The 13,164-nt window shown below is 39.3% G+C and carries 14 protein-coding genes; 7 read left to right on the top strand and 7 right to left on the bottom strand.

Annotated features, from left to right (window positions below):
* Positions 1-48: 48 nt before the first annotated feature.
* From mltG to dapF, 3 genes are read right to left on the bottom strand one after another with little or no spacing between them, the layout of a single operon-like run.
* Positions 49-1,092, bottom strand: coding sequence for an endolytic transglycosylase MltG (gene mltG, locus BLP81_RS03490; protein WP_093365743.1), 1,044 nt, complete (start codon positions 1,090-1,092; stop codon positions 49-51).
* The gene (locus tag BLP81_RS03485; protein ID WP_093365740.1) at positions 1,082-1,609 is read right to left on the bottom strand and encodes a GNAT family N-acetyltransferase; all 528 of its coding nucleotides are present in this window, start codon (positions 1,607-1,609) and stop codon (positions 1,082-1,084) included. Before BLP81_RS03485 ends, mltG begins: the two co-directional genes overlap by 11 nt.
* Positions 1,602-2,387: a diaminopimelate epimerase gene (gene dapF, locus BLP81_RS03480; protein WP_093365737.1), complete on the bottom strand. Its 786-nt coding sequence runs from the start codon at positions 2,385-2,387 to the stop codon at positions 1,602-1,604. The genes BLP81_RS03485 and dapF overlap by 8 nt, the downstream gene beginning before the upstream one ends.
* A gap of 124 nt (positions 2,388-2,511) precedes the next feature.
* Between dapF and BLP81_RS03475 the strand changes: the two genes are divergently transcribed.
* From BLP81_RS03475 to obgE, 4 genes are all read left to right on the top strand, one after another.
* Positions 2,512-3,921 carry a trypsin-like peptidase domain-containing protein gene (locus BLP81_RS03475; protein ID WP_093365735.1) on the top strand — a complete coding sequence of 470 codons (1,410 nt, stop codon included), beginning with the start codon at positions 2,512-2,514 and terminating at the stop codon, positions 3,919-3,921.
* A 130-nt stretch (positions 3,922-4,051) separates the two neighbouring features.
* The gene (gene hpt / locus BLP81_RS03470; protein ID WP_093365733.1) at positions 4,052-4,591 is read left to right on the top strand and encodes a hypoxanthine phosphoribosyltransferase; all 540 of its coding nucleotides are present in this window, start codon (positions 4,052-4,054) and stop codon (positions 4,589-4,591) included.
* Positions 4,584-5,156, top strand: coding sequence for an adenylate kinase (locus BLP81_RS03465; protein WP_093365730.1), 573 nt, complete (start codon positions 4,584-4,586; stop codon positions 5,154-5,156). Before hpt ends, BLP81_RS03465 begins: the two co-directional genes overlap by 8 nt.
* A gap of 24 nt (positions 5,157-5,180) precedes the next feature.
* On the top strand, positions 5,181-6,197 hold the full coding sequence (gene obgE, locus BLP81_RS03460) for a GTPase ObgE (RefSeq protein ID WP_093365727.1): 1,017 nt from the start codon (positions 5,181-5,183) through the stop codon (positions 6,195-6,197).
* Here obgE and BLP81_RS03455 read toward each other — a convergent pair.
* Positions 6,194-7,342: a sensor histidine kinase gene (locus tag BLP81_RS03455; protein ID WP_093365725.1), complete on the bottom strand. Its 1,149-nt coding sequence runs from the start codon at positions 7,340-7,342 to the stop codon at positions 6,194-6,196. The genes obgE and BLP81_RS03455 overlap by 4 nt on opposite strands.
* A 117-nt stretch (positions 7,343-7,459) precedes the next feature.
* Here BLP81_RS03455 and BLP81_RS03450 point away from each other — a divergent pair, with 117 nt between their 5' ends.
* Genes BLP81_RS03450 through BLP81_RS03440 form a run of 3 tightly spaced genes read left to right on the top strand, consistent with a single transcriptional unit; the run spans position 7,460 to position 9,671 of the window.
* On the top strand, positions 7,460-8,623 hold the full coding sequence (locus BLP81_RS03450) for a 5-(carboxyamino)imidazole ribonucleotide synthase (protein ID WP_093365723.1): 1,164 nt from the start codon (positions 7,460-7,462) through the stop codon (positions 8,621-8,623).
* Between the two features lie 4 nt (positions 8,624-8,627).
* Positions 8,628-9,107: a 5-(carboxyamino)imidazole ribonucleotide mutase gene (purE, locus tag BLP81_RS03445; RefSeq protein WP_093365722.1), complete on the top strand. Its 480-nt coding sequence runs from the start codon at positions 8,628-8,630 to the stop codon at positions 9,105-9,107.
* Between the two features lie 54 nt (positions 9,108-9,161).
* Positions 9,162-9,671, top strand: a complete 510-nt coding sequence (locus BLP81_RS03440) for a DUF4136 domain-containing protein (RefSeq protein WP_093365720.1) — start codon at positions 9,162-9,164, stop codon at positions 9,669-9,671.
* Between the two features lie 32 nt (positions 9,672-9,703).
* Here the strand turns inward: BLP81_RS03440 and BLP81_RS03435 are convergent, their stop codons facing one another.
* Genes BLP81_RS03435 through BLP81_RS03425 form a run of 3 tightly spaced genes read right to left on the bottom strand, consistent with a single transcriptional unit; the run spans position 9,704 to position 13,164 of the window.
* Positions 9,704-10,603 (bottom strand): Ppx/GppA phosphatase family protein, encoded by a 900-nt coding sequence (locus BLP81_RS03435; protein ID WP_093365718.1) that lies wholly within the window; start codon positions 10,601-10,603, stop codon positions 9,704-9,706.
* A gap of 6 nt (positions 10,604-10,609) precedes the next feature.
* Positions 10,610-12,679 carry a polyphosphate kinase 1 gene (gene ppk1 / locus BLP81_RS03430; RefSeq protein ID WP_093365716.1) on the bottom strand — a complete coding sequence of 690 codons (2,070 nt, stop codon included), beginning with the start codon at positions 12,677-12,679 and terminating at the stop codon, positions 10,610-10,612.
* Complete coding sequence (locus BLP81_RS03425; protein ID WP_093365714.1) at positions 12,679-13,164, bottom strand: SixA phosphatase family protein; 486 nt, start codon at positions 13,162-13,164, stop codon at positions 12,679-12,681. Before BLP81_RS03425 ends, ppk1 begins: the two co-directional genes overlap by 1 nt.

Below are 13,164 nucleotides of genomic sequence, written 5' to 3'. Positions count from 1 at the left end.
TAGGATAAATTCCTAAGGGCTTTTTGCTGATGTAAAAACTCAATGTTTTTATCTATATATTTCTTGTTTGTTAACCCACTTTTGATACAGCCTCGCATTGCGATTGTGCTGAGCCAAGGTTTTTGCAAATTGATGATAACCGGGATTTTCAGGATTGGCAGCAAAATAAAGATAGTCGTGAGACTCGGCGTTGAGCACTGCATCTATGGAAGAAATATCCGGCATGGCAATAAGTCCGGGAGGCACGCCGGTATACTTATAAGTGTTATAAGGTGAATCCATTTCCAGATCTTTATAAAGCACCCGTTTGATGGGGGTTTCGAAATCCTGATTTTCATATTGAAGGGCAAAAATCACTGTTGGATCTGCCTGGAGTTTCATTCCTCTTCGCAATCTGTTTAAGTAAACCCCGGCAACCCTCGGACGTTCTTCCACCTGAGCCGTTTCCTTTTGAACGATGGCCGCCAGAGACATAACTTCCTGAGGAGACAAATCGATATCTTCAGCCTTTTTAAGTCTTTGGGCATTCCAGAATTCATCATAATAATTCACCATTCTATCACGAAACTCTTCACCTGAAGTGTTCCAGTAGAATTCATAAGTATTGGGAATGTAATACTTCAAACTTTCCAATGCACTAATCTCAAGAGAATCCAGGAAGGTTTTTGAAGTCAATGCTAACAAGACCTCCAGACTATCGGCTTCTATTTGCTCAGCGACTCTCCCGGCCAAATTTTCCAGTCGGTGCTGATTGTTGAAACTCACTTGAACTGGAACATTTCTAGACCTGAGTGTGTTTATGATTTCATTGTTGTTCATTCCTTTTTTCAAAAGAAAATGCCCGGCTTTCACATTGCCGGCGTATCCTTTTTTCTTGGCGACTGTGATAAAGTTATCGGTGTCTTTCAATAAAGGATTCAGTTGGTTTACAACCTCTTGTATAGAATTATCCGAAGATATATAAACCGACTGTGTATCGGTTTCGAATGCGGTATTAGGCGAAAAAATTATAGTATAGATATAAATACTTATTCCACCAAGCACAACAAGCCCCACAATAGAAGCTGCTATCAGTATTTTTTTAATGTACATGTTTTATTTTTTGTAAAAAATATTCACCCTGGAAATGACCGGAAATGTATCTCCAGTCTTTTTTTAAACCAATCATTTCAAAGCCAAAACTTTTAAATAACTTAAGGCTTCGCGTATTTTCTTCAATAATTGTTGCATACAACTGATGCAGGTCCAGGACATCAAACGCATAATCGAGCATGAGTTCCAAAGCTTCCGTCCCGTAGCCTTTAGATTGATAATCTTCCAAAATAAGTATCCCCAAACCCGCTCTTTTATGCTTAGGGTCGAAATCATAAAGGTCAATAAAACCAATGGGTTGTTTATTATGCAAACCCACCACTAGCCGCATTTGTTTGGCTTCGTAAATATCTCTGTGAGAGTGGTCCAGGTATTCTTTTAAAACAGATCTGGAGAAAGGCTGCAAAGTATCACTGAGATACCATAGATGCTCATCATTTTCAACCAACTCCAGAAAATCTAGATCTTCCGGAGTTAAAGCCCTTAATAAGATGTGTTTGCTCTTTAATTTAATCATAATAATCTCCTTCAAAAACCAGCCTGGCCGGACCTTTTAGCCAGATATTACTAACAGCGTTGGGACCTTCAATTTCGAAATCTACTTCCAGAACACCGCCTTTGGTCTGTACTTTCACAGGAAGTTGATCGATTTTATTGGACATTTTGGCAGTGATAGCAGCAGCTGTAACTCCTGTTCCACACGAAAAGGTCTCGTCTTCTACTCCTCGCTCATAAGTTCTAACGTGCAGAACATCATCTATAACTTGTATAAAATTGACATTAGTTCCTTTAATAGTCTTGTAATTTGGCAAATTCCTAATGCGTCTTCCCTGCGTAAATACATCGAAATCGTATACGTCATCGACAAAAGCTACATGATGCGGCGAACCCGTGTCCAGGAAAGAAGCCTCTCTGCTCAAGTTAACCATTGGAACATCTACCATTTTCAAATTGACCGAATCCCCTTTTACAATTGCTGAATGTAATCCATCTACAGCTTCAAAAGTAGTCTCAGAATCGATGAGTCCCAATTTTTTTGCAAAAGCGACTATACACCTGCCTCCATTTCCACACATCGTACTTTCATTGCCATCAGCATTGAAGTAAAGCATTTTGAAATCGCATAAATCCATGGAGGAATCCTCCAATAGAATTAACCCGTCTGCACCAACACCAAAACGCCTGTCGCAAACCTCTTTTATAATTTTGGTATCGTTTTTGAATCTAGACTTTCTGTTATCTATTAAAACAAAATCGTTTCCTGTGCCTTGGTATTTATAGAAATGTAAATCCATCACTTGGGTTTAGAACTTGCAAATATAGACAAATATAAAAGGAAGTTCAGGGGTTAAAAATCGGTTAAATTCAGTTTTGAATAGAAAACATGAAAGTAACTTTAATTTAAAATCATATCATCAAATGAAGAAAAGTGTTCAATTAGTATCCATTGCATTGTTCGCAAGCGTTTTAAGTATCGGAGGCTACAAGTTTTTCCTTGAAGAGCCTGAACCGATAACGCAGCAAGACTATGAAATTCCATGGCAAAAGGAAAATAATGCGGCCTCTACACACCTGGCTTCTTACGTCGGAGAAAATTCAGAATTGAATTTTACTGAAGCCGCCAAGAAAACAGTTAACGCAGTGGTCCACGTCAAGAACATCACTACAACGCGACAAGCGCGAAGCGCCTTTGAATATTATTACGGAAGCGGAGATGTTCGAAAAGCCATAAGAGGTGCTGGCTCAGGCGTTATCTTAAGTCCAGATGGCTTAATTGTAACCAATAATCATGTGATCAAAGGAGCTTCTGAAGTACAGGTCACCTTGAATAATAACGAGACCTATATTGCAGAAGTTTTGGGAACGGCAGCAGATAGCGACATAGCTTTACTCAAAATTGATGCAACGGACTTAGACTATCTGCCTTTCGGAGATTCTAACGCTGTTGAAATTGGTGAGTGGGTTCTGGCAGTAGGAAATCCATTTAACCTCACCTCTACTGTAACAGCAGGAATTATAAGTGCAACAGCAAGAGATCTGGGAAGATCTGATAATCAATTTCAATCGTTCTTACAAACCGATGCGGCTGTAAACCCGGGTAATAGTGGCGGCGCCCTGGTGAATACACGTGGCGAACTGATAGGAATCAATACCGCTATCACCTCTCAAACCGGTTCCTTTATTGGGTATTCATTTGCCATCCCAAGTAATAATGCCAAAAAAATCGTTGAAGATTTACTTGAATTTGGAAACGTAAGAAAAGCCATTTTAGGAGTAACCGGCAGCGACCTGAACAGCATAATTGCCAAAGAACTGGATGTAGAAAGTTCACAGGGATTCTATATAAGTAGTGTTGAGCCTGGAAGCGGAGCTTCTGAAGCCGGACTGCAAAAAGGTGATATCATCAAATATATAGATGATATCAAAATAAGAAAATTTGCGGATATGACCGGCTATCTGAGTTCCAAAAATCCAGGAGAAACCGTTAGTATCACTTACTTAAGAGATAATGATGAGCGACAGACCGATGTCATTCTCGATATTTTTAAAGTCTATCAAATCAAAGATATCGGTATAGAAGTCACTGAACTTTCTGAAGCTGAACTGGAAAAATATGGTTCCGCCTCTGGAGTCATAATCAATAAAATGTTACCCAATAGCTTTACCAAAACGGATATCAGTGGTTTGGTTATTACAAAAATAAACGAAAAAGAAGTAAATTCCATAGAAGACGTCAAGTCTATCATCAACAATAAAAATCCGGATGAGCCTATGTTAATTACCTTTTTAAGTCCCGGTGGACAAGAAAAAACCTATGTGTTCAGATAAAGTCTGAAACGTATATTAAAGTCACTGACTCCCTTTTTCAAAACTGAAATGGGGAGTTTTTTATTTAGGTTTACGGACTCCACTTAATAGGTTTTGAATTCCTATATTTGCAGTTCATAAAATTTATGACATGGTGAAGCTTCACGATTTGGAATTTGAGCCCTATCTTGATCAAAATACATTACAACAATCAGTCAAAGAACTCGCAGAACGCATCAGTGCAGACTACACTGCTAAAACCCCGGTTTTTCTCGGAATTCTTAATGGTGCTTTTATGTTTTTATCCGATTTAATGAAGTACTATGAAGGTGACTGCGAGATAAGCTTTACGAAACTGGCTTCCTATGAAGGCATCTCTTCTTCCGGAGAAGTTTCAACTCTACTGGGAGCCGGAAATTTGAGAGGCAGGGATGTGATTGTAGTGGAAGACATTGTAGATACGGGAAATACGCTGGAACATATTGTTGACGTTCTAAAAAATGAAGGTGTGGCTTCCTACAGGATTGCAAGTCTGTTTTTAAAACCCGAAGCTTACAAAAAAACATTTCCAGTGGATTATGTAGGTATAGAAATACCCAATAAGTTCATTGTAGGTTACGGTTTAGATTACAACGGCTTAGGAAGAAATATACCAGAAATATATCAACTAAAATCAAATTCAAATGATTAACATCGTGCTATTTGGCCCTCCTGGAGCTGGAAAGGGAACTCAGGCAGAAAATCTGAAAGAAAAATACGATCTCAAGCATATCTCTACAGGAGATATGTTCAGACACCACATCCAAAACCAGACGGAACTGGGCAAACTAGCCAAATCCTATATGGATAAAGGAGAGCTGGTTCCCGATGAAGTCACCATCAAAATGCTGAAGGCCAAAGTAGAAGAACATCTCGACAGCAAGGGTTTCATTTTCGACGGGTTTCCAAGAACCAAAGCCCAGGCAGAGTCTTTAAGTGAATTGATGCAGTCTAAAGGTTCGCAAATCGATGCCATGATCGCTTTGGAAGTGCCGGATGAAGTCTTGGTAGAACGCCTTTTAGAACGCGGTAAGACTTCGGGGAGAAAAGACGATTCCAACGAAGAGGTCATTCGAAACAGAATAAAAGTATATTATGAGGAAACTGAAGTCCTCAAAGAATTTTACAAAAAAGAAGACAAATACTACGGTGTAAACGGAGTAGGCTCCATTTCGGAAATTACAGACCGCATCAGTAAAGTGATTGATTCTTTATAAAAACAGAGCGTTTAGCTTAAGACTATGACAGAAGGAAATTTTGTAGATTACATAAAACTCCATTTAAAATCTGGAAACGGAGGTAAAGGCTCCGCACACCTGAGAAGGGAAAAATACATTCCCAAAGGCGGACCTGATGGCGGTGATGGTGGTCGTGGCGGTCATGTTATTTTTAAAGCCAATAAAGACCTCTGGACTCTATTCCACTTAAAGTTCAAAAGACACATAAAAGCCACACATGGCGAACACGGCAGCAAGCAAACCAGTACTGGCGCAGATGGTGAAGATCAATATATCGAAGTTCCATTAGGAACGGTGATCAGGGATACTGAAACCAATGAAGTCATTAAAGAAATGACGGAGCACGAAGAAGAATACATTGCGGTAGAAGGCGGCATGGGTGGGAAAGGAAATGCACATTTCAAAAGCTCGACTAACCAAACGCCACGTTTTGCTCAACCAGGAATTCCCGGGGAGGAGAAAGACCTCACCTTAGAATTAAAACTTCTGGCCGATGTAGGTCTGGTTGGTTTCCCCAATGCTGGCAAATCCACTTTACTATCGGTGGTCACCGCAGCTAAACCTAAAATTGCTAACTACGAATTCACAACCTTAAAACCCAATCTTGGGATTGTGGAGTATAGAAATTACAAAACTTTTGTAATGGCTGATATTCCTGGGATTATCGAAGGCGCTGCGGAAGGAAAAGGACTGGGATATAGGTTTTTGAGACATATTGAAAGAAATTCTACTCTGTTATTTCTTATTCCTGCCGATGCTTCAAGCGTAAAAGAACAGTATGAAATCCTTTTGGACGAATTGCGACGCTATAATCCTGAACTCCTGGATAAATCCAGAGTCATTGCTATTTCTAAAGCAGATTTACTCGATGAAGAACTCAAGACTGAATTGGCTCAAGAAATAAAAGACGCCTTTGGACATATTCCCCATGTGTTTATCTCTTCGATAGCGCAACAGGGCTTGATGGAACTGAAAGATTTGCTCTGGAAAACCCTGAATGAAGACAAAGCTGCTGACTAAGTTTTAGGCAGTTTGATTTCAAAAATAGTTCCTGCTTCTGAAGAACTGGAGAGGACACGTATCTTTCCGGAATGATAGTCTTCTATGATACGTTTGGACAGTGAAAGCCCAAGCCCCCAGCCTCGTTCTTTTGTCGAATAACCAGGCTGGAAAATGGCTTTAAACTTTGAACTGGGTATACCCCTTCCCGTATCACAGACGTGAATTTTATAAAAGTTTTTGTCTTCAAAGAGAGAAATTTTTACACTACCGCGACCTTTCATGGCATCAATGGCATTTTTAGTCAGGTTTTCTATGGTCCAGCTTAGTAGGACAGGATTCACTTTGCAATAAAACTCCTCAGATGGCAAGTCAATCGAAAACTGAATCAATTTAGAACTTCTATCGCTTAAATAATTATATGAATTCTCGACTGCAGCATTGAGACTGGACACTTCCAGGGTGAATTTTGAGCCTACTTTAGAAAAGCGTTCCGTGATCGTTCTAAGTCTGTCAATATCTTTTTCAATTTCCAGAATGTAATCCGGGTTGACATTTTCTGATCTCAGAATCTCCATCCAGCCTACCAGTGATGACAGCGGGGTCCCTATTTGATGTGCGGTCTCTTTGGCCATCCCTGCCCATAGCTTGTTCTTTTCACTGTTTTTGGCAGTGACATAATACAGATAAACAAGACTGATCAACAAGAAAATGATAAGCAATAAGATAAAAGGATAGTATTTTATTTTAGTCAGAATAGAAGAGTCTCCATAATACAAATACTGCTGACCAGAATTCCCCAAATCGATGACAATAGGTTGATTTTGACCTTTTATAGATTCAAAGAAATGTCGCAACCGTAAAGAATCAGTTGCAATTTGGTCTGAAATATTATTGATTTCCTGAAACCCGTCAGATTCGTTCACAATAAACATGGGAATATCGTTTATGGTATTTAAAATCTCCAATTCCAGGCTAAGGTCCTGTTCATCTCCTGCTCTATTGACTGAAGCCTGAGCCGAAGACCATATTCTCATCTTTTCTCGTTCTTCTTCTTTTACACCTTCGTAAAACACCGATATATTCCAAACCACCACGGCAATAACCAGAATAGAAGTAAAGAGAATAAAAAGCCTGACTTTTACGGTATTTTCGAAAAATTTCATAAAATGGACATTTACACAATATTACTGAAAACGAAATTGCTTTACTACTAACTTTTCAAAATCGAAATTATTTTAGAAAATCACGAGAACAGCCTGTAAATCTATTATTTTTGTAGCATGACACATTATTTTTCTTCAGATTTTAAACTCGGAATTTTAGGCGGAGGGCAATTGGGTAAAATGCTGCTTTATGACACCCGCAAATTTGACATTCAAACCTACGTGATGGATGCCAACCCGGAAGCCCCTTCCAGACTGGCTTGCAATCATTTTGAAACGGGAAGCCTTATGGATTATGATAAGGTTATGGCTTTTGGGAAGAAGGTCGACCTGCTCACTTTTGAAATTGAATCCGTCAATGTAAAAGCTTTAGAGGATTTAGAAGCTTTAGGCAAAAACGTATATCCGTCAGCGGCTACCTTACAAAAAATTCAGAATAAAGCGGTTCAGAAAAGATTTTACAAATCCAATCAGATTCCAACAGCTGACTTTGAGGTGTTTTCGAACTTAAAAAATCTTAAAACCGCCGTATCAGAAGGAAAAATAAGCTTCCCCTTTGTTTGGAAAAGCAGCACGGGGGGGTATGATGGTAAAGGGGTGAGCCTTATTAAATCTGAAAGAGACCTAAGTCAGCTCCCCGATGCAGAATGCATTGCTGAAGAGCTTGTCGATTTTAAAACCGAAATTGCAGTTATTGTAGCCCGGAGTGTTTCTGGAGAAATCAAGACCTACCCTGTGGTAGAAATGGAATTTCATCCTGAAGCCAATCAGGTCGAATATGTCTTATGTCCGGCAAGAATAGAAAACAGTCTGGCAGAGAAAGCCAGAGCACTGGCTCATTTAGTCTCGAGTAAATTTGAGCACGTTGGTCTTTTGGCCGTTGAAATGTTTGTGACCCCATCTGATGAAGTTCTGGTCAATGAAGTTGCACCAAGACCGCATAATAGCGGCCACTTCAGTATTGAAGGGAGTTTTACCAATCAGTTTGAGCAGCATTTGAGAGCGATTTTAGATTTACCTCTTGGCAGCACCGAAAGCAAAACCAATTCTGTGATGGTCAATTTGGTTGGTGATGAAAATCACACGGGAGATGTCGTCTATAAAGGCATCGAAAATATAATGGCTATGCCGGGTGTAACTCCGCACATTTATGGAAAACGCGAAACAAGACCCTTTAGAAAAATGGGACACGTCAATATAATTCATTCAGATTTGAGTGAAGCTCGAACGATGGCCGAAACGGTAAAATCGAAAATTAAAGTCATTTCAAAAACATCCTAAGCTTATGAATAAAGTTGCAATCATCATGGGAAGCAAAAGCGATCTTCCAGTCATGCAAGAGGCCATCGATATTTTAAAAGAATTCAATATCGAAACAGAGGTTGATATTGTTTCTGCTCACCGAACTCCAGAATATATGATGGATTTTGGAAAACAGGCACATAAAAGAGGAATAGACGTGATTATTGCTGGGGCCGGAGGTGCAGCACACCTTCCCGGAATGGTGGCCTCCCTTACTCCCCTCCCTGTCATTGGTGTCCCTGTAAAATCCAGCAATTCGATTGACGGATGGGATTCTATTCTCTCCATTTTACAAATGCCAAGTGGCGTTCCTGTAGCTACGGTTGCCCTTAATGGAGCAAAAAACGCAGGTATTCTTGCAGCACAAATCTTAGGGGTGAAAGATCAAAATCTGCAAAAGCAACTTCTGGTATATATGGAACAACTTAAAGAAAAGGTTCAAAAAATGAGACAAGATTTATAATGTTTAGTAAAAAAGGATTTGGTATTAAAATCTAATTCCTAATTTTAAATAAAAATGAAAGTCAGTTTTAGCGTATTTCTAATTTCTATTATTCTCTTTTCCTGTAGTTCTCCCAAAGTATTTACCGATTATGCCTCTGATGTGGAATTTGATGAATACAAAAGTTTTGCCTTCTATGCTGTAAACAACTCGGGCTTGGCTAAATTAGATGAGGATCGTGTTTTCTTAGCAATAGAAGACACCTTAATTGCCAAAGGTTTTGAAAAAAAATTAATTCCAGATTTTAAAATCAATTTTTACGCCGAAGTCTTTAATCGTGTTTCCAATAGCAATTTTGGAATTGGGGTTGGCGGTAGTGCTGGAGGTGTAAATGGAGTAATTTCACCTCAGCCGGAACGCAGTATAGCCTTGACGATAGAATTTGCTGATGGTCTTACCAACAATCTTTTTTGGCAAGGCGTTGTAGAAGCAAATTTTGATGAAAACCTACAGGGAAAAGAACGCAGAGAGTTTTTCAGAATGCTAGTTGGCAAAGTTTTGGAGAAATACCCTCCAGAGAAATAATCCTGAATTCTATCCCGCTATCAATCGTTTTCTCAATCCCCGACTTTTGAATTTTGATATAGTGACTTAATAATCCCGTCTACGAGACCTATTTTGGGAACATGCACAGATCTTGACCTGCTCCAGTTCATAGCTGATAAATAAATTTTTGTCGCCGGTATTATTACATCGGCTCTGTCTTCATTAAGACTGAGTTCCGAAATTCGCTCTTCATAAGTAAGAGAATTCAATAATTGATAATATGAACTCAAGTAGAAAAACGACAAAGGCTTTCCTGTTTTTTTATTACTAGACTTAAAAATATTGTTGATGTTACCGCCCGAGCCTACCATTTCAATCCTTGAAAAGGCCTTGGTTACAGATTTAACCCAGTGTTCAGCCTCTGTCCAAACATCTTCTGAAATGGTGTTATTCAAAATCCTGACGGTGCCCAGCTTAAAAGATTTTGAATCAATCGTCTTTCCATTAGAAAATAATGTAAACTCTGTACTTCCCCCGCCAACATCTACATACAGATAAGTCTTATTGTTATCTACCAGGCTATGCAAATCTGTAGCGGCAATTATGGCCGCTTCATCGGTTCCATCTATGATATCGATATCAATATTACAATCCGTAGCTATTTTCTCGGCAACCGCCTGTCCATTTCGAGCATCTCTCATTGCTGAAGTCGCGCAAGCCCTGTAGGCTTCAATTTTATGGGATTTCATAAGTAAACTGAAGGCTTTCATGGTATCTACCATACGCTCGGTACTTTCATCGGAGATGTAAGATTGTGTAAACACGTCCTGACCCAGTCTGATAGGTACTCTTACCAGGGAGGTTTTCTTAAAGTTCACGGGTTTATTATCGGGCTCTGTTATCGTAGAAATAAGAAGACGAACAGCATTGGAACCAATATCTATGGCAGCAAATTTTTTGATGGAAAGCATAAGAGATTATTTATTTACTGATTTCTTGAGTTTTTCCTGATAATAGGTATAGGTCTCGAACTGACTTCTGAAATCCGGGCCGAGCTTTTCTCTGTAAGCATTGTCTTTTTTTGAAGAGAAATCTCTGGCTTTACTATTATCCTTCCAGCAGATATCAAAGGTTTCTATCAATTCTTTCTTGATGTCTTCGTCATAGATAGGGCAGGTGACTTCCACCCGATGATCTATATTTCTTGTCATCCAATCGGCAGAAGATATAAAAACTCTAGGGTGTTCATCATTTTGAAAAATGTAAAGCCTTGGGTGTTCCAGGAATTTATCTACAATACTAATGGCCTCTATGTTTTCGCTCATTCCCTTTACCTGAGGTATCAGGCAGTTTATACCTCTAATGATCAGTTTGATTTTCACACCGACCTGACTCGCTTCATAAAGCTTATCAATCAAACCATAATCCGACAAACTATTCATTTTGATGGAGATTCCGGATTTCTTACCTGCTTCATGATTTTCAATTTCCTGATCGATCAGATCTGAAAATTTTGAACGTGAGTAATGCGGCGAAACAATAAGGTGCTTGTATCTTTTAATCTTATAGTTCACTTCAAAGAAGTCGAAAACTTTATCGATATCTTTCAGAATGCCTTGATGTGCTGTAAACAGGGTGTAATCTGTATAAATCTTAGCCGTATTTTCATTGAAATTTCCGGTGCTGATAAACCCGTAATATTTGATTTTGTTATTTTCCAAACGCTCGATGATACAGGTTTTGCAATGCACTTTCAGGCCTGTCACCCCAAAAATAAGCTTGACGCCTTCGCGCTCCATTTTTTCAGCATACTTGATGTTATTGGCTTCATCAAAACGGGCCTGAAGCTCGATAGAAACCGTGACCCGCTTACCGTTTTTAGCAGCATTGATAAGTGAACTGGCTATATGCGAAACTGCAGCTAACCTGTAAATGGTTATTTTGATGGATTTGACTTTAGGGTCTAAAGCTGCTTCTCTCAAAAATTTGACCGTGTAAGAAAAGGTTTGGTAAGGCACATGCTGAAGAAAATCCTTTTTAGCTATTTTTTCCAGGAGACTGCCCTGTATTTCAAGTCCTGGTATGGGCAAAGGTTCAATTTTATCGTACACCAGATGCTTAGCGCCGAGGTCGGGAAAATTCATATAGTCCCGACGGTTATGGTACTTACCACCGGGAATTAAACTGTCTGTCGTATCGATTCCCATCTTTTTCAGTAGAAAATCAAGCGTGTCCTGTTCAATTTCCTTATCGTAGACAAAACGAACGGGATCTCCTTCAATTCTATCCTTCACGCTATCCATCAGTTTTTCGATATAACTTTTGCTCAGGTCTCCTTCCAGATCAAGCTGAGCATCTCTGGTGATTTTGACCATGTGAGCCGATATACTATCATAATCGAAAATGTTGAAAATAACATTGAGATTATAGCGAATCAGATCATCCAGCAAGATGATATACTTTTTCCCGTTTGTAGAAGGAATCTCTACAAATCGCTCTACACTTGAAGGAATCTCTATCAAAATATACTGATTTTGCAGCCGGTCTCTTTCCAGCTGAACCATCTTCACGGCCAGATAAGCCTTGGAGTCTTTCAGGTTTGGAACCTTATCGATCTCGTTCAACATAATGGTGACCAGAGCCGGACTCACCTTTTGAAGAAAAAATTCCTTTAGGAATTTAGCTTGCTCTGAAGTCACTTGATTTTCATCAATGACATAAATATCATGTTCTTTAAGCTGGTCCTGAATCGAAGCGAGAATCTCCAGACTTTCCGCTTGTTTCTTAATCACAATTTGGGTGATCTCCTTGAGCAGTCTGCTGGCATTAAATCCGCCAAGCACCTTTTTCCCGGCTTTCCCTGCAAGATCTATTCGTTTTACAGTGGCATAACGCACTTTAAAAAATTCGTCTAAGTTATTGGAAAAGATTCCTAAAAACCTCAGCCTTTCGATTAAGGGAACACTAGAATCTGCAGCTTCCTGCAAAACCCGCTGATTGAATTTCAACCAACTCAATTCTCTGTTATCATATTTATTATTGCGCATTAGCGTAGATGTTTCGGGGCTAAGTATAATCGAGTATCTCCGGTCTGAATCTGACTCCAGGATTCACTTTGGAAAACGATGCTAACTAAACCAGTGGTTGGTAAATTGTCTAGCCTTAAACTGCCGAGTCTGTTCACCAATTCTGTATAAGCAGGGTTATGACCAAATAGCATAAGACTGTCAAAATTATTCTCTGTGTTTTTAATGAACTCAAGTACTACTTCTGCATCAAAGGTGTACAATTCAGGGCTTATATGAAAATATTGGTCTTCAATATTGAGTTTGGTTTTAAACAGTTCTGCTGTAGTTCTGGCCCGTTTTGCAGGACTTGAAAAGATTTCAAGGTGAAAATCCAAATGGGCTTTAAACGCTGTAATAACATGTTCTGCGTCCTTATAAGCTCTCTTTTTCAAAGGTCTGTCTTTATCTCCCACGGGGAAATCCCAGGATGACTTACCATGTCTTACAAAAATTAATCGCTTCAT

Origin of the sequence: Psychroflexus sediminis (assembly GCF_900099815.1) — a bacterium.
In the GTDB taxonomy this organism is placed as follows: Bacteria; Bacteroidota; Bacteroidia; order Flavobacteriales; family Flavobacteriaceae; genus Psychroflexus; species Psychroflexus sediminis.
This window is presented reverse-complemented; position numbering and strand designations above follow the sequence as displayed.